This window comes from Rickettsiales bacterium, assembly GCA_029252805.1.
Taxonomy (GTDB): Bacteria; Pseudomonadota; Alphaproteobacteria; order Rickettsiales; family JALZUV01; genus JALZUV01.
Genome location: JAQXAR010000048.1, coordinates 1 through 17,504, shown reverse-complemented (window position 1 = coordinate 17,504; position 17,504 = coordinate 1). Strand labels below are relative to the sequence as shown.

At 46.8% G+C, this 17,504-nt stretch carries 16 protein-coding genes and 1 pseudogene; 7 read left to right on the top strand and 10 right to left on the bottom strand.

The window, feature by feature from the left end; genetic code table 11:
- The first annotated feature begins 152 nt into the window (after positions 1 to 152).
- The 6 genes from thrS (at position 153) to P8P30_09530 (ending at position 5,494) form a co-directional block, all read left to right on the top strand.
- Positions 153 to 2,102, top strand: coding sequence for a threonine--tRNA ligase (thrS, locus tag P8P30_09555; GenBank protein MDG1287788.1), 1,950 nt, complete (start codon positions 153 to 155; stop codon positions 2,100 to 2,102).
- 48 nt (positions 2,103 to 2,150) lie between these two features.
- On the top strand, positions 2,151 to 2,678 hold the full coding sequence (gene infC / locus P8P30_09550) for a translation initiation factor IF-3 (protein MDG1287787.1): 528 nt from the start codon (positions 2,151 to 2,153) through the stop codon (positions 2,676 to 2,678).
- 126 nt (positions 2,679 to 2,804) lie between these two features.
- Positions 2,805 to 3,890, top strand: a complete 1,086-nt coding sequence (locus P8P30_09545; GenBank protein ID MDG1287786.1) for an outer membrane beta-barrel protein — start codon at positions 2,805 to 2,807, stop codon at positions 3,888 to 3,890.
- 168 nt (positions 3,891 to 4,058) lie between these two features.
- Positions 4,059 to 4,394 (top strand): hypothetical protein, encoded by a 336-nt coding sequence (locus P8P30_09540; protein ID MDG1287785.1) that lies wholly within the window; start codon positions 4,059 to 4,061, stop codon positions 4,392 to 4,394.
- A gap of 38 nt (positions 4,395 to 4,432) precedes the next feature.
- Entirely contained in the window at positions 4,433 to 4,768 is a 336-nt protein-coding gene (locus P8P30_09535; protein ID MDG1287784.1) for a ferredoxin family protein, read from the top strand.
- A 189-nt stretch (positions 4,769 to 4,957) separates the two neighbouring features.
- A complete protein-coding gene (locus tag P8P30_09530; GenBank protein MDG1287783.1) occupies positions 4,958 to 5,494 on the top strand; it encodes a CarD family transcriptional regulator in 537 nt (178 codons plus the stop codon).
- 82 nt (positions 5,495 to 5,576) lie between these two features.
- Here P8P30_09530 and P8P30_09525 read toward each other — a convergent pair whose 3' ends face one another.
- The 10 genes and pseudogenes from P8P30_09525 to rimP form a co-directional block, all read right to left on the bottom strand.
- Positions 5,577 to 6,287: a pilus assembly protein gene (locus P8P30_09525; protein MDG1287782.1), complete on the bottom strand. Its 711-nt coding sequence runs from the start codon at positions 6,285 to 6,287 to the stop codon at positions 5,577 to 5,579.
- 11 nt (positions 6,288 to 6,298) lie between these two features.
- Positions 6,299 to 6,931 carry a TadE/TadG family type IV pilus assembly protein gene (locus P8P30_09520; protein MDG1287781.1) on the bottom strand — a complete coding sequence of 211 codons (633 nt, stop codon included), beginning with the start codon at positions 6,929 to 6,931 and terminating at the stop codon, positions 6,299 to 6,301.
- A gap of 144 nt (positions 6,932 to 7,075) precedes the next feature.
- Positions 7,076 to 9,256, bottom strand: a complete 2,181-nt coding sequence (gene pnp, locus P8P30_09515) for a polyribonucleotide nucleotidyltransferase (protein ID MDG1287780.1) — start codon at positions 9,254 to 9,256, stop codon at positions 7,076 to 7,078.
- A gap of 135 nt (positions 9,257 to 9,391) precedes the next feature.
- The gene (rpsO, locus tag P8P30_09510) at positions 9,392 to 9,661 is read right to left on the bottom strand and encodes a 30S ribosomal protein S15 (GenBank protein ID MDG1287779.1); all 270 of its coding nucleotides are present in this window, start codon (positions 9,659 to 9,661) and stop codon (positions 9,392 to 9,394) included.
- A gap of 28 nt (positions 9,662 to 9,689) precedes the next feature.
- Complete coding sequence (gene truB / locus P8P30_09505) at positions 9,690 to 10,586, bottom strand: tRNA pseudouridine(55) synthase TruB (protein ID MDG1287778.1); 897 nt, start codon at positions 10,584 to 10,586, stop codon at positions 9,690 to 9,692.
- Between the two features lie 11 nt (positions 10,587 to 10,597).
- Complete coding sequence (gene rbfA / locus P8P30_09500) at positions 10,598 to 11,008, bottom strand: 30S ribosome-binding factor RbfA (GenBank protein ID MDG1287777.1); 411 nt, start codon at positions 11,006 to 11,008, stop codon at positions 10,598 to 10,600.
- Positions 11,009 to 11,112: 104 nt separating this feature from the next.
- A pseudogene (infB, locus tag P8P30_09495) lies at positions 11,113 to 13,524 on the bottom strand (translation initiation factor IF-2).
- A gap of 28 nt (positions 13,525 to 13,552) precedes the next feature.
- Positions 13,553 to 14,182 (bottom strand): RNA-binding protein, encoded by a 630-nt coding sequence (locus P8P30_09490; protein MDG1287776.1) that lies wholly within the window; start codon positions 14,180 to 14,182, stop codon positions 13,553 to 13,555.
- Positions 14,160 to 15,704: a transcription termination factor NusA gene (gene nusA / locus P8P30_09485; GenBank protein MDG1287775.1), complete on the bottom strand. Its 1,545-nt coding sequence runs from the start codon at positions 15,702 to 15,704 to the stop codon at positions 14,160 to 14,162. The genes P8P30_09490 and nusA overlap by 23 nt, the downstream gene beginning before the upstream one ends.
- A 111-nt stretch (positions 15,705 to 15,815) precedes the next feature.
- Entirely contained in the window at positions 15,816 to 16,379 is a 564-nt protein-coding gene (rimP, locus tag P8P30_09480) for a ribosome maturation factor RimP (protein MDG1287774.1), read from the bottom strand.
- Positions 16,380 to 16,548: 169 nt separating this feature from the next.
- On the opposite strand from rimP, the gene P8P30_09475 reads away from it, so the two are divergent.
- Positions 16,549 to 17,307 carry a hypothetical protein gene (locus P8P30_09475; GenBank protein MDG1287773.1) on the top strand — a complete coding sequence of 253 codons (759 nt, stop codon included), beginning with the start codon at positions 16,549 to 16,551 and terminating at the stop codon, positions 17,305 to 17,307.
- The last annotated feature ends 197 nt before the right edge of the window (positions 17,308 to 17,504 follow it).

The following is a 17,504-nucleotide window of genomic DNA, read 5'->3' as shown; positions in this document are numbered from 1 at the left end:
GGCACCATAAGGGGAAAGTTCTAACCTTTCGTTAACAAGAAGCATTAAACTAACGCTTGACTCTAGAAGCCGCAGTTTTACATTGCAGACATGAATATAATATGCTTCGCAACCACATCCTAATGCCTGCACTCTCGCAGAATACTTCTGGTATGGTTAGCATTACCCTCCCTGACGGATCTCACAAAGAGTTTGATACTGCACCTACTGGGCTGCAAGTAGCGGAATCTATTGGCGCGGGCTTGGCGAAAGCCGCTATCGCGATGAAAGTCAACGGCACGCAACGTGACCTGTCTGCAACATTGCAAAATGGCGATAAGATTCAACTTCTGACCCTACGCGATGAAGAAGGTCTGGAAATCATGCGTCACAGTGTGACCGCGCAAGTTCTCGCTAAGGCGATCAAACAACTCTGGCCTGCAGCAAAGCTCGCCATCGGCCCGACCATTGATGACGGTTTCTATTACGATGTCGACTTAAAAGAGAGCATCAGCATTGATGATTTCGCCAAGATTGAAGCCAAAATGGCTGAGATTATTGGTACGCAAGCGCCTGTCTCTCGCGAAATGTGGGATCGTTCAGAAGCCATTGCGATGTTCGAAGCACGAGGCGAAAGCTACAAAGCCGAACTCATCAAAGGTGCCGCCGCAGATGATACGACCGAAGCGGGGAAAATCTCGCTCTACCGCCAAGGTGATGACGACGATGCGTTTATCGATTTATGCCGTGGCCCCCATGTCACCAGCCTGACAAAGATCGCGCCCGCTTATAAACTAACCAAAGTCGCCGGTGCATACTGGCGCGGCGATAGCAAGAATAAGCAGCTCCAGCGTATCTATGGCACTGCATGGCCGACGCCTAAGGATCTAAAGAAATACCTCCTTCGTCTTGAAGAAGCCAATGCCCGCGATCACCGTAAGTTAGGTAAAGAGCTAGATCTCTTCCACTTACAAGAAGAAGCCACTGGCATTCCCTTCTGGCATGATAAAGGCTGGACGGTTTACCGCAAAATTCAAGAATACATGCGCGGACGTTTACGCATCGCAGGCTATCAAGAAGTCAACACGCCGATGCTAGTAGATCGCCGTCTATGGGAAGAATCAGGCCATTGGGATAAATTCCGCGAGAATATGTTCACGTCAGAATCGGATGAAGAACGCACGCTCGCCATGAAGCCGATGAACTGCCCCTGTCACGTACAGATATTTAATCAAGGCATCAAAAGCTACCGCGATCTGCCCCTTCGTATGGCAGAGTTCGGCACCTGCCACCGCAACGAACCCTCCGGTGCACTGCACGGCCTGATGCGTGTTCGCGGCTTTACGCAAGATGATGCACATATCTTCTGTACCGAAGATCAGATTACCGAAGAGACTATATCTTTCTGCAACTTGCTAAAGTCCGTCTATAAAGATTTTGGCTTTGAAGAAGTCATGGTGAAATTCTCTGACCGTCCAGAAACGCGCGCAGGATCAGATGATGTCTGGGATAAAGCCGAGAGCAGCTTGCGCGATGCCGTCGAAGCAACTGGTCTTGACTACACACTAAATCCCGGCGAAGGCGCGTTCTACGGCCCCAAGCTAGAATTTGTTCTACGTGATGCAATTGGCCGTGATTGGCAATGTGGCACGCTTCAAGTCGATTTCGTCCTCCCTGAACGCTTAGACGCCAATTATGTGGGCAAAGATAATGATAAACATCGCCCTGTGATGCTTCACCGCGCGATTCTTGGCTCATTAGAGCGCTTCATCGGTATTTTGATCGAAGAATATTCGGGCAAGTTCCCCTTCTGGCTCGCGCCAACACAAGTCATCGTCGCCCCTATCACCAATGAAGTCGATGATTACGCGCAGGAAGTAACGGACAAGCTAAACGCGGTTGGTATTAGCACGCAAGCGGACCTGACGAGCGAAAAGATTAACTATAAGGTACGTGAATATTCAAATCAGAAGATTCCGTATATCATTGCGGTCGGCAATCGTGAGAAGGACGAAAAATCCGTCTCTATCCGCACCCTCGGCCAACAAGGACAAAAGGTTATGTCACTCGATGACGCGATCGGAAAATTTACCGGAGAGGCAAAACCGCCTTCCCATAACTAACGAATCCTCTAAAGGATTATTTAACGATTAACTGCTACAAGGAAATACATGGCATATAACAGCAAAAAAGATCACGGCCCACGGGTAAACGGAAAAATCTCATCAGAGAAAGTACGCCTCGTTGGTGCTTCAGGTGAAATGGTGGGCGTTGTGCCTATCGAAGATGCGCTTAAACACGCACGTGAAGCGGGTCTAGATCTTGTCGAAGTTTCCCCTAATGCGGAACCTCCTGTATGTAAGGTCCTTGATTACGGTAAGTATAAGTACGAAGCGCAGAAGAAAGCCGCTGAAGCGCGTAAGAAACAAAAGACCGTTCAGCTTAAAGAGATCAAAGTGCGACCTAGTATTGATGACCATGATTTTGGCACCAAGATGAAACAAATGCATAAATTCCTCGATAATGGTGACAAAGTCAAAGTGACACTCCGCTTCCGTGGACGTGAAATGGCACATCAGCACTTAGGGATGGATGTTTTGAACCGCGTGAAAGAAGAGACCAAAGAAGTCGCACGCGTTGAGACTCTTCCTAAGATGGAAGGCCGTCAGGCTGTGATGATTCTTGCTCCCCTCAATTAATGGTGCATAAGCGCAACGCATTTTTTATAAAGGCTAGTACGTATTACGGGTTGAGATGGTTCGCAATTGCCTCTAAACCTTGCCTTGAATAAGTTTAATAAAAATAACAACGTTATTGGGAAAACCATGAACCGTAAATTACTCCTTGCATCTGCATCCGTACTCACTCTCTTTGCCAGCCCAGCCCTTGCTCAAAGCGAAGGTTTCTATATTGGTGTTGGAGGTGGTGCCAATATCATTCATGGCGATGACATTAATGGAAATGGCTTCGATAGCGAGTTTGAACATGATGCAGGCTTTGTTGGCGCCGGTACACTCGGTTATAAATATGACAACGGCTTCCGTAATGAAATCGAACTTGGTTACCGTGCTAATAAGGTAGATCAAATTGCCAATGTTGACGCAGAAGGCGATACAGAAGTTTACAGCGCAATGGTTAACTTACTATTCGATCTTGAATTGACCGATAGCAATATTGACACTTATATTGGTGTCGGTGCTGGTGGTGCATTGGTTCGTCACGATAAAGCAGGCCTTCTTAGCGGCACACGCGTCGACGATTCAGACTTTACTCCTGCCTTCCAAGGTATCGCAGGCATCAGTTATGCCTTGAGCGACAAGGCCGATCTTTACATGAACTACCAATATTTTCACGCCGCTGATCCTAACTTCTCAACGGAGAGCAATATCAAAGTGGATGCGGACTATGATAGCAGCAACATCATGCTGGGTTTGAGAGTTAACCTTTCAGGCGATATGCCAGCGCATGCGCGAGCACCTCGTCCAAGCGATATGGTTGACTCGGCTTACGATCCCGTCATGGTTGCTGATAGTGGCTTTGCTTCGGCACCGGAGTCATTGGCTGCTCCTATCTCTCGTACATACATTATCTTCTTCGATCTTGATGATACGCGTGTCACAGGTGATGCTCGTGCCATTCTAGCACAAGCAGCAGAGGATTCTCGCGCAGGTAATGCTGTTTCTATCCAGGTTGTTGGTCATGCCGACGCTTCGGGTGGCGATGACTATAATATGGGACTTTCACAACGTCGTGCTAGCTCAGTTGAACATGCACTCTCTAACATGGGTGTAAACGCGAATGCGATGGATACCATTGCTCGCGGTGAGACTGACCTTCTTGTACCGACAGCAGATGGCGTTAAAGAACCACAAAACCGCCGCGTTGAAGTGACTTACATTATTAACCCGTAAGCCTACCTACCAATATAATAAGAGAAGTCGCCTTTGAGCGGCTTTTCTTTTGTCATGAAGCGTTCATCTTTATTTGCTATAGTAGATTCATGAAACTTATGACTCTCCTATTTTTAACGGCAACGCTCCTCCCCTGCCCTTGCACAAGGCACGAAGAGAATACCGGATGTGTCCACGCAACCTATCGCGATCCAGCTAGCCGTATCGGCCCTAAAAGGCTGCATGACTCAGTACCTAGATCAATCGACGATGGATAGATTAGAACCTAAATTACTCAATGCCATCCAACGAGTTGAAGGCTATTGTCGCAATAAAAATGAGGCGAGCGCCTATAAGGCAGTGCAATATTATGCCGCACAGGCTGAAACCAAAGCTGCCATTATCTGCTTCCAGCAATTAAAGCCGATTTTAGATCAACCGTCTGTCAGTCATGCCCTAAAAAAACACCAATCGGATATCAATACCGTCCTTGCGGGTCGAATTCCGCGCCCAATCTGTCGCTAATACTTGATTTCAGCCTCAGCTATAGTTATAGCAGGCGCATGACATTCATCGTTGACGATAACTGCATTCGCTGCAAATACACAGACTGTGTTGAAGTCTGCCCCGTAGACTGTTTTTATGAGGGCGAAAACATGCTCGTCATCAATCCAGATGAATGTATCGATTGCGGCGTTTGCGAACCCGAATGCCCTGCTGAAGCAATCCACCCTGAATCCGAAGAAAATATAGATTGGGTGGAACATAATCGTAAATTTTCAGAGGTTTGGCCTAATATTACTCAGAAAAAAGACGAATTACCTGAAGCGAAGGAATTTGATGGAATACCCGATAAAATGAGCTTTTTCAGTGAGAAAGCCGGCTCCGGCGACGCTTAATTCTTAATCTCGACTGCACTATTACGCTAAAAGTGTAAATATTTAGTGAATTTATCGCCATTTTTTGCTATACTATTGGCAGGGTAGTCGGGTTAGGGCAACAGTTCCCACGTGTATTCCGATAAATAACCCCTCGTATATAATGATAATAATCAGGCCTTCTAGGCCCCTAAGAGAGAGTGTAACCACATGACGAAGAAAACCACTTCACCTGCTAAAAAAACAGCAACTGAATTCAATATTGGTGACTATGTCGTATACCCAACTCACGGTGTTGGCAAAATTATGGGTGAAGATACCCAAGAAGTTAGCGGCATGACGCTCAGACTTTTTGTCATCTCGTTCGAAAAAGACAAAATGACACTACGTGTCCCTGTAGCCCGCGCACATACTGCTGGCCTACGTGGCATTAGTAACATGACACAAATCGAAAAAGCATTCCGTACCCTACAAGGCCGCGCAAAAACAAGCCGTGGCATGTGGAGCCGTCGTGCGCAAGAATATGAGTCAAAGATCAATTCTGGCAGCCTAATCTCTGTTGCTGAAGTGGTTCGTGACTTGCACAAGAATGTTGATCAATCAGAACGTTCATACTCAGAGCGTATGATTTATGAATCAGCCTTCAGCCGTATTGTGGGCGAACTCGCCGCTGCTGAACAAACAGACATCACTAAAGCGACTGATAAGTTGCTCGATGTACTGAAGAAGCAAGTTGCTGCTGCATAAGCTGATAGACTTCTAAACACAAAAAAGCCGCTCCTTACCGGGCGGCTTTTTTTATCTCTACAATTATTGAAAGATTCTTTGCTTAAGGGCAAACCGTACTGGTTGGTGGGCAGTTATTAGCCCACATATACTGTAAATCACCATAACGAGTCCGCATGTAAGACGTATATTGAAGGTCCTCAGCACTTACGAACGGAATACCTAAAGCACCCATAACAGGGCTGATGGGGTTATGACGTCCCGTTACTTCAACGACAATTAATCCTTCTGTAGATGCCATTGTATTAATAAGCTCGGTCGGAAGCGTTGCATCGATAGGGCTCGTAAACCCTGAAACAATTCCTATATTTGAAACCCGCGAACCAGCAGTAAAGCTACGGCTATCCTCATCATACTGCCACATTAATTGCGGTGGAGTCCCCGGATCTGGCTTATATACATAACTAATAACTACTTGCCACAGGTTCTCATTCGGCGCTTCACGGAATGGAAGCATTAATTGAGGAAGCGTATCGATAAGGTCAGGGCCATTCGGATCATCTAAAAGAAGCTGCTGAAAATAGGTTGGGTCGGCAGCAACATCTACAGCAGTTGTAGCCACATCGATTGGATTGGAAATGGTGATTGAATCTCCCAATACATAGGCCACTTTGATAATTTTTTGCTGCAATAACACATAACGTGCATAATCAATCATCGGAAAGGTTAGCAACAAGAGAATTGGCAAAATGAATGCAAATTCTATCAGCACAACCCCTTGATTATCTTTGAAGAAATGACTCATTTTTTTCATTTATCGGCCTTCTATGGTTCGTTACGAGTGACTGTGGCAGATGAAATTAGATGCCAAGATTCTCCAGCACTTGAACTAGAGTTTAAGAAGCTTCCAGCATCTTGAAGAATGAACAAACCTAAACCTGGAGTAAATAAAGGTTTCTTGTAAAAAGCCACATAGGAAATGATATCTCCGGGAGCACCTAATTGCAGAGGTGGTGGGCCGATATTACACTCGCTTGGGTATTTAACATCCAACCAAAACCCATTACATTCATTGGTGTTGGCGCAAGTAGAGCCTGGAATCACAGCATTGCTATTTGTAGGGTCGACGCATTTTTCGGGTTCTGCATTTTCCCAATCATCTTCAAAATCAACATTCAACGCCGTCGTGATAATCACTTTATTTGGATCCATTAACCCAAGCGACTTTTGACCGATCAGATCGCGCACTTGTTGCTCTACCACTGTAGGATTAGGTTGAATTTTTGCAAAGCGAGTCACATTATACATCGCGCTTTCCAGCACGAAGCTATAAAAAAAGATAATTGCAAATTCGAAGATCGCTAATGTAAGAAAAAGAAACATCGGCAAGATAAATGCCATTTCAATCAGAACAGAACCGTCTTTATTTTTTCGAAACTTCTTGATAAAATTATTCATCCATTAGCATAACATGAAATTCTCTCAAAAAAAACAAAACCGAGCATTTAGCCCGGTTTTGTCAAATTTCTGTAACGCTTACTGCATTATTTTCATTCACGGCTAGGCAACAAAGTCAGCCTAGCCGTGACATGATAAAGCGTATTAGCTTGCTTCTTTGCGACGGCGAGGCCCACTATCACGCTTACCTGAAGGTGCAGCTTTAGGCGGCTCTTTTTCGTCAGAAAGGTCAGCGCCAGACTCTTGATCTACGAGACGCATAGAAAGGCGAACCTTACCGCGACCATCAATCTCGATGCACTTAACTTTCACTTCATCGCCTTCTGAGATAACGTCAGCAACGCTTTCAACACGATCATCATTGATTTCACTGATGTGAACCAGACCGTCTTTGCTGCCCATGAAGTTTACGAATGCACCGAAATCTACGATCCGAACCACTTTACCCGTATAGATTTCGCCTGCTTCTGGCTCTTGTACAATACCGTTAATCCAATCAACAGCCGCTTGGCCTGCATCACCATCAACCGCAGCAACGCGAATCGTACCATCTTCTTCGATATCGATTTTAGCACCCGTGGTTTCAGTGATTTCGCGAATCACTTTACCGCCTGTACCAATCACTTCACGAATCTTCTCAGGATCGATCTTGATTGTCGTGATGCGTGGCGCATTGCCGTTCACTTCGTCACGTGCAGTCGTCATCGCTTTGCTCATTTCAGCAAGGATGTATTTACGACCTTCACCTGCTTGATCCAATGCGATTTGCATGATCTCTTGCGTGATACCGGCTACTTTAATGTCCATTTGAAGTGCAGTTACACCATCATTGGTACCTGCAACTTTAAAGTCCATATCACCGAGGTGATCTTCATCGCCGAGGATATCAGAAAGGACCACGAAATCGTCACCTTCTTTAACCAAGCCCATTGCGATACCCGCAACAGGAGCTTTCAAAGGAACACCCGCATCCATCATTGCCAGAGACGTACCACAAACAGTCGCCATCGAAGAGGAACCGTTAGATTCTGTGATCTCAGACACCATACGAACCGTGTAAGGGAATTCATCCTTAGAAGGCATCATTGGGTTAATCGCACGGAATGCTAGCTTACCATGACCAATTTCACGACGACCAGGAGACTTCAAGAAGCCCGCCTCGCCCACTGAGAATGGAGGGAAGTTATAGTGAAGCATGAAGTTCTGACGATATTCACCTTCAACTGAATCAACCAGTTGCTCATCTTGGCCCGTACCAAGCGTTGCCGTAACAAGCGCTTGAGTCTCGCCACGTGTGAACAATGCTGAACCGTGAGTTTTCGGAAGCAAATCAACTTCTGAAGCGATATCCCGAACATCAGCAGGGCCACGTCCATCAATACGTTTCTTCGTTTTGATAAGATCGCCACGTACCACGTCGCTCTCTAAAGATTTCACGAATTTTCCGATAGCGACTGAATCACCGGCGTTTTCTTCGGTTACGAATTCAGCTTTAACTTCGTCGCGGATTTCTGCAAGACGCGTACTACGCTCTTGCTTATCCGTTAGGCCATAAGCTTCGCTGAATTTATCAGCAGCAAGCTTGCGGATGCCATCTTGAAGTTTAGAATCGAGTTCTTTCTTCTCAATCACCCATGGCTCTTTCGCACATTCTTCAGCCAATTCGATAATCATATCGATAACTGGCTGCATTTCATCATGACCAAATTTAACCGCGCCAAGCATAACTTCTTCAGAAAGCTCTTTCGCTTCAGACTCAACCATCATCACTGAATCTTTTGTCGCTGATACGATAAGATCCAAGTCAGAATCTTCCATTTCAGAGAAAGTCGGGTTGATCACATAATCACCATCAATGTAACCCACACGCGCGCCACCGATTGGGCCCATGAACGGAACACCTGAGATCGTCAAAGCCGCTGAGGCACCCACGAGCGCTACGATATCTGGATCATTTTCAAGGTCATGCGAGATAAGCGTACAAATCACTTGAGTCTCGTTATAGAAGCCAGCTGGGAATAGCGGGCGAATCGGACGATCAATCAAACGGCTCGTCAGAGTTTCTTTTTCTGAAGGACGACCTTCACGTTTGAAGAAGCCACCTGGAATTTTACCAGCAGCATAGGTTTTCTCAACGTAATTTACCGTGAGCGGGAAAAAATCGATCCCAGTCTTAGGAGTTTTCTGTGCCACTGCCGTACATAAGAGTACCGTGTCACCGTAGGAAATCTTAACAGCACCACCAGCTTGGCGTGCAATTTTTCCGGTTTCCATTGTTAGGGTACGTCCACCCCATTGAATTTCTTTTTTCGTAACTTTAAACATATCGTATGTTTCTCTCTTTAATTTATCCTTTATGAACGCGCGCGTTATAGCCCTTTTAGCGCCAAAAGGGAAGTAATAAAAAAGGCAGGAAAGCTCTCGCTCCCTGCCTTTTAGTATATTTTATTAGACTGTTGCTTACTTACGTAGGCCTAGGCTCTTGATAAGAGCGGTATAGCGCTTCTCATCTTTACGTTTCAGATAATCCAACAAGCGACGGCGGCGACCAACCATAATCAATAGGCCGCGGCGTGAGTGATGGTCATGCTTATGAGTTTTGAAGTGCTCAGTCAGGTTATTAATACGTTCAGAAACAACGGCCACCTGAACTTCAGGGCTGCCTGTATCATTAGGAACGGTTGCGAATTCTTTAAGCAGTTCTTGCTTTCTTTCTGGGGTAATCGACATCGTGGTTCTCCTATTACATTGTACGGGGTTAATTCCCCAGGTTAAACACCCTAGTCGGTTTCACCAAGCTGCCTGATGGCCTCCCTAAAGCCGCGAATTCTCCGGTGATTGCATTGTAACAACGCAGCACCGTTTCATCGCGAAACTCTCTTGCCGCAGCAAGCGGAGACGCAGACTGGCCTTGGTTCAGCCTATAGAGTTGATCCGGTTTAAATCTAAGCGCGAGGATGTCGTCCAGCGGCTCATCGATTGACATTAAACCAAAATCAAGTGGCAGTGCATACTGCCCTTCTTCCACTAAGTCCAGCGAAACTGCACTCTTCAGATCAAAAATTCCGACGCTCGAGCGCTGCAGGAATGTTACATAGCCATAACAACCCAGTTTTTCACCCATATCCCGCGCCAGAGAGCGCACATAGGTGCCTTTGCCGCAAATTACGGTGAAGGTAACCTCATTAGCGCTAGACTCCTCTACATGCAGCTCATAGACCGTGACAGGGCGCGCAGGTAAGTCAACCTTCTTCCCTTCACGGGCTTTCTTGTAAGAACGCTCTCCCGCCACCTTAATGGCCGAAAAGTCAGGTGGACGCTGCATGATCTCACCGGTAAATTCAGACAAGATCGCTTGCACCTGCGCTAATGTCGGACGGTTATCCGATTGAGCAATCACTTCACCTTCACGGTCATCCGTGCCGGTTTGCTTGCCCCACTCTACCCTAAATCGATAATTCTTACGGTCCGCCATCACATATTGCGAGAGCTTTGTCGCCTCGCCAATCGCTAGCGGCAGCACGCCACATGCCAATGGATCCAATGTGCCCGTATGCCCCACTTTCTTCACGCCGAGCAATCGCTTCACAATCGACACCGCCTTAGCCGAGGTCATTTCTTCCGGTTTATTAAGATTGAGCCAGCCATGTTGCATGTGGGGCGAGTCTACTCTTCATCCTCTACATCCGCAGAGCGTTCTTTAGCTTCGCGTAGGAGACTATCAATTTGGGATGCAGTTTCGAAGCTGCCATCAAGTTTGAAATGGACGCGCGGCGAGAATTTCAAACTCATCTTTTTAGAGATCAGCGTGCGAATCATGCCATTGGAGTTCTTTAGCAGCTCCAGCACTTCATCTTTTTTATCACCATTTAGCGGCATTACATAAGCCGTTGCATTGCGCAAGTCAGGGCTGATACGCACTTCTGATACGGTAATCGATGCTTCTTCGATACGCGGATCGCCAAGCTCACCTCGCATAAAAATCTCCGACAGCCCGTGACGGATTTCTTCGCCTACGCGCAGTTGGCGCTGTGATGCCCCTTTGGCCTGATACTTATCTTTATTAAATTTCGGCACGACACTCTCGCTTATGCTTCTGCGCTAGCAGCTGCTTTCGCTGCTGCTTTATCCGCTTTGGCTTTAGCTGCGTTATTCTTGGCCTCTTCTTTATTGACCTCATCCACGGTACGATCGACTTCTTCAATTTCGAAGGCTTCAATCACATCACCCGCTTTGATATCTTCATAATTTTCGAACGCCATACCACACTCAACACCGTTCTTCACGTCTTTCACTTCATCTTTGAAGCGTTTGAGCGTTTTGAGCGTACCTTCATGAATCACGACATCATCACGTAGCAAGCGTACGCCTGCACCACGTTTCATCACGCCTTCAGTGACCATACAACCACCCACCTTACCGGCTTTGGTAATATTGAAGACTTCGCGAATTTCAGCGTAACCGATGAAGTTCTCTTGTTTACGTGGCGATAACATGCCTGACATCAAGGCTTTAATCTCATCCACTACATCATAGATGATAGAGTAATAACGAATCTCAATGCCTTCTTTATCTGCGAGCAGTTTCGCTTGCTTATTTGCACGTACGTTAAAGGCGATGATGCTTGCCCCGGTTGTTTGCGCAAGCGCCACATCCGATTCAGAAATACCACCCACTGCCGCGTGCAGCACACGAGTCGAGATTTCGTCGTTATTCATCTTCGCGAGGCTGCCTGTAATGGCTTCCGCTGAACCCTGAACATCCGTCTTAAGGATAAGAGGAAGCTCTTGTTTCTTCGAGTTACCAGCAGAAGCAAAGAGCTGCTCCATGCTTTGCATGCCACCAGCGACTTTAAGGTTCTTATTCTTCTGTGCACGATATTCCGTAATATCACGAGCGGTTTTCTCATCTTCAACCGCTGCCACTTCGTCACCCGCTTCAGGTGGCTCATTCAGACCAAGCACTTCGACCGGCATTGCAGGTCCAGCCTGTTTCACCTGATTGCCTTTATCGTCAATCATCGCGCGAACTCTACCAAAAGCGGCACCCGCCACCATAATTTCGCCGACATTCAACGTACCATTACGTACGAGAACTGTCGCAACGGTACCACGACCCGGCTCAACTTTAGACTCAACCACAACACCGCTTGCGCGACGATCAGGGTTGGCTTTGAATTCGGCCATTTCAGACGTCAGAAGAATCGCTTCTTCTAGTTTATCAAGGTTTGTGCCTTTAATCGCTGAAACTTCAATCATGATCGTATCGCCACCGAATTCTTCGGCAACAAGCTCATGCTGCATCAGTTCGTTCTTCACCTTAGCAGGATCAGCACCTTCTTTATCCATCTTATTGATGGCAACAATGATGGGAACGCCTGCCGCCTTAGAGTGATTAATCGCCTCTTCGGTTTGTGGCATAATGCCATCGTCAGCTGCAACTACAAGGATAACAATATCTGTCGCCTGTGCACCACGTGAACGCATAGCCGTAAAAGCTTCGTGACCCGGAGTATCAAGGAAAGTAATCTTGTCACCGCTTGCCATTTCCACTTGATAAGCACCTATATGCTGCGTGATACCACCCGCCTCGCCCGCTGCTACATCAGTTTTACGCAATGCATCAAGCAGTGAAGTTTTACCATGATCTACGTGGCCCATCACTGTCACAACAGGAGGACGTGCTTTTAGATCTTCCGCATTATCTTCGTCCACTTGCACGAGAACATTCTCGACATCACTGTCGGAAACACGCTTGATACGGTGACCAAATTCTTCCACGATCAATTCTGCGGTATCTTGGTCAATTGCCTGATTCACTGTTACCATCGAACCCATTTTCATGAGTTCTTTAACGACATCAACTGCACGTTCAGCCATACGATTAGCGAGTTCTTGCACCGTAATAACATCAGGCACAACCACATCGCGAATACGCTTTTCGCGCGACTCATCGCCAAGTCCTAATTCTGCGCGTCTTGCTTTTTCACGCGCACGTTTAACCGCTGCAAGTGAACGCTGACGTTTACCATCACCGTAATTGAGTGCTTGAGTCACGGTCATTTTACCGCCACGGCGCACATCATTGCCTAACTTCATCTTGTTAGAACGGTCACCCTTAGGGCCTTTATGATCCACTTTCTTATGCGTCGGATGCGAAGGAGCCGCTTTAGTTGGCTCCGCTTTCTTTTTCGCTTCAGGCTTTGATTTTACGACAGGAGGCTCAATGATCGCCTTTTCAGGTTCAATAATATCACTGTCAGACTTGTGTTTTTCGCGAACCTTCACCGCGGCTTGCACGGGCGGTTGGTTGACTTCTTTTTTATCGCCTTTGGCGGCTTCAGCTGCTTTCAAAGCATTCATGCGAGCTTCTTGCTCACGTACACTTAAGCCAGGGGTCGCGCCTGCTTCGCGCTTCATTTCGCCGCCATCACGGCTGTAATTACGGGTTTTTCGGACCTCGACCGTCACAGTTTTAGAGCGACCACGTTGGAAATTTTGTGTCACTTTACCGCCCTCAACCGTTTTGGTTAGGGAAAGTTTGCTTGGCCCAATTTTGAGCGTCGACTTTGAACTATTATCTTTATCTACCATGGTAACCTTTATACTCGTGCGTTCGCGCTTATAACCTATCCGTTTGAAGAAATCCAGCCCAGACGTCATAGGAGTGACGAATTGATTTCGCTAATCCTGCTGATCTGACCGATAAATGCACCGGATTTGCGATTTTCAGCACCTCCGACATTTCTTCGCGCGAGCAGGGTTGGATAATTATTACATTCTCTGCAGCAAGCTTATTGAGCTTCGAAACTCCATCATCACTCGCATCATTTGCATGCACCAAAAGGCGCGTTTCTTCTGACCGTAAAGCCGAGGATACTTTCTCAAACCCATTGACCATTTCGCGGCTTTGAAGCCCACGCTGCAACAAGCTTAACACTCTACGTTTTAATGCTTTTTCGACCTTTTCCAGCAAATCTTCTGGCACCTTTACCGCTTGTTTCGCGCCGCGTGCAAACAGTTTCTTTTCAATCGCCTGTTCCACGTGAGTCTTCTGAGGATAAACCCAGATTCCACGCCCCGGAAGGTTACGTTTCACATCAAAAACAAGCTGTCCTTCAGGAGAGGCAACAAAGCGCAGCAATGTATCGCGCGGGAAGGATTCCTCCGTAACGACACAGCGCCGCATCGGAACCCCGTACGGCGCTGCCTCTAACTCTGAACTGTGACTATTCGGATCCAGATTTTCCACCCTTGTCCTCATCATCAAACCAATGTGCACGTGCACGCATGATCAAATCGTCGATCTCATCATCATGCAATGGCGATTTTGGCAGGAAGTCACGATATTCATCGCGCGCAAGATCTGCAAAATCATCCAACGACTTCACGCCATTATCAGCGAGCTTCAATAGATCTTCATTTGAAATACCTTCAAATTCAACCAAATCATCGCTCACGCCCATTTCGCGCAATTTCTCTTGTGTTTCAACACGTTGTTGCTCAATCCAATCCTTCGCACGAGACTGTAGCTCGCCCGCGATATCTTCATCAAAGCCTTCAATATTTGCGAGATCTTCAACCGGAACAAATGCCGCTTCTTCCACGCTTGAGAAACCTTCTGATACGAGAAGATGTGCAATCACTTCCTCTACGTTCAGGGCATTCACAAACATTTCAGTAATACGGTTAAACTCACCGGCGCGGCGCTCTGACTCTTCATCTTCTGTCAGAATATCAATGCGCCAGCCACAAAGCTGCGACGCAAGACGAACATTTTGACCACGACGGCCAATGGCGAGGCTGAGCTGATCATCAGGCACAACCACTTCGATACGGTTATTGTCTTCGTCGATCACGACTTTCGCAACTTCAGCAGAAGAAAGTGCATTTACAACGAAAGTTGCTGGATCCGGAGACCATTCAACAATATCAACTTTCTCGCCTTGGAGCTCACTCACCACGGCCTGCACACGTGAACCACGTACGCCGACACAAGCAAGAATTGGGTTTACGCTAGAATCTTGCGTGTAAACCGCAATTTTCGCACGTGAACCAGGATCACGCGCAACGGCTTTAATATCGACCAAACCATCGTAAATCTCAGGAACTTCTTGGCTGAAAAGTTTCTTCATAAAGTCAGGATGCGTACGAGAGAGGAAAATTTGGGGGCCTTGGCGCTCTTTATCAACATCAGCAATATAAGCACGGATGCGGTCACCCATACGGAATGCCTCACGCGGAATAAGCTGATCGCGGCGAATGATGCACTCAGTACGACCGAAATCAACGATCACGTTACCGTATTCCATACGCTTAACGACGCCTGAGGCGATCTCGCCCATTTTGTCTTTAAACTCTTCAAACTGAACTTCACGCTCAGCATCACGTACTTTTTGTACGATCACTTGCTTTGCACTTTGTGCAGCGATACGACCAAAATCAATGGGAGGAAGTTCATCCTTAAGTTCAGAGCCCACTTCTAATGCAGCATCGTCTTTTTGCGCTTCTGAGAGACGCAAGATTCTGAGTTCGTCATCATCATCTTCTTCTGACTCATGATCATCTGCCACAACCGTCACCACTTTATAAAGTGAAATACGGCCGCTTTTAGGGTTCATCTCTGCACGGATATCATGCTCAGCACCGTATTTACGGCGAGCGGCGACTTCAATCGCATTCTCCATTGCATCCAGAATGGTTTCCTTACCAATTCCTTTTTCACGTGCCACTGCATCTGCAATTTGCACTAATTCTGTTCCACCAAAAGCCATAATCGTTACCTCGTTATTCAATTTTTTCTTTTGCAGCCAATAAATTGGCGCTCATTCGTCGTGTATGCTTCGCCGGGCTCCCGGCAGGTCAACCCTCGGCAGCCCTGATCCTTACGTTACGTTTGCAACCTCTTCATCACTGTCTTCTACTTCTTGCTTAGTGTCTTCTACTTTTTGTTCCATCCGTTGGGCTAAATCTTCCATTAGCTCATCGGTCATCACTAATTTTGCGGAGGACATCTCATCTAACGGCAGTTCAAATACTTCGCCGCCATTTTTCAATATCACCATTCCGTCTTTTACTTCTGCAATACCACTACGGAAACGACGACGCCCCTCTTGCGGGATGGCCATCTCTACTTTTACTTCATGCCCGATATAATCGTTAAAATCTGCCTCATTCACCAATGGGCGATCGACTCCGGGACTACTAACTTCTAGCTCATAAGCACCATCAATTGGGTCCTTCACATCTAAAAGAGCCGAAACCATATGACTAATCTCGCTGCAATCATCAACCATCATATCCACGCCATCGCAGCGTTCAACCATGATCTGTAAGATGCGGCGCTTTTCGCTACCTTGCCAAATGATGCGCACCAAACGATAGCCTATCGCCGCGACGCTGGGTTCGATGATCGGTCCGATAGATTGCTGTATAATACTTAATTGCATGGTAATCCTTAAATTCTCCAAAAGAAAAGGCGGACTCTCGCCCACCTCTTATGCTCCCTATCTACGCCCTAATAAAGCAAAGCACAAGCGAAATCCGTAAAAAACACTTCACTTTCGTCAAAAACTCTATAGAGAAGGCGAGTAATAACTACAAAGAAAGAGGGTTGGTATGAAATCGACTACAATCGTAATTTTGGCAATTATCCTTGCCTTTGCCATTATTGGCTTAAACACTATGTCTGATGGCAAAAGCCTGACAGACGGTATTACTGAAGCGGCTAGCAACGTGACTGATGGTGCTGCTGATATGGCTAATAGTGCAACAGATATGGTTTCTGATGCTGCAGATGCAACGGCTACGGCTGCTACAGATGCTGCTAAGGCAACCACTGACATGGCAAAAGATGCTGCGGACGCAACTGTTGATGCTGCGGACGCTGCTGTTGATGCAACGGCTGACGCTGCTGCAAGCGCTGTAGATGCAACAACAGATGCTGCGGCTTCTGCTGCTGACATGGCAACTGACGCTGCGGACGCAACGGTTTCTGCTGCTGCGGATGCTGCTGACGCAACGACAGATATGGCGAAAGACGCAATGGATGCTACGGCTGATGCTGCCAACTCTACTGTTGATGCAACGACTGATGCTGCAGCTTCTGCTACCGACATGGTAAAAGACGCTGCCACAGCAACAGCTGACGCAGCAACCGACACACTTGATGCTGCGGCTAAAGGCGTGACGGACACTGCTACTGATGCAATGGACGCTGCGAAAAAAGCGGAAGCTGCTGCGGACGAGCTAAGCACTATCTCTAAAGATAGCATGATGGAAAAAGCGACGGATGAAGCTTCTTCTATCGCAGTTTCTGAGTTAGATGCTGCTGCGGATGCTGCTGCAAAATCATTGGACCAAAAACTAGCTAACTAGTTTTATCCAGCAAGATTCATTAAGACCGGCTTGGGAAACCTCGCCGGTTTTTTTGTGTCATTAATCTCATCCTTAAATATAGGGGCTGACACCTAACATTTAAATTGTTAGGAGTTATTGATGTATATAAAGCATTGTAAGTTATCGAGAAATAAGCAGTTAGAGTTGATAAAATATTTCATTGCGGGTTCTACGGC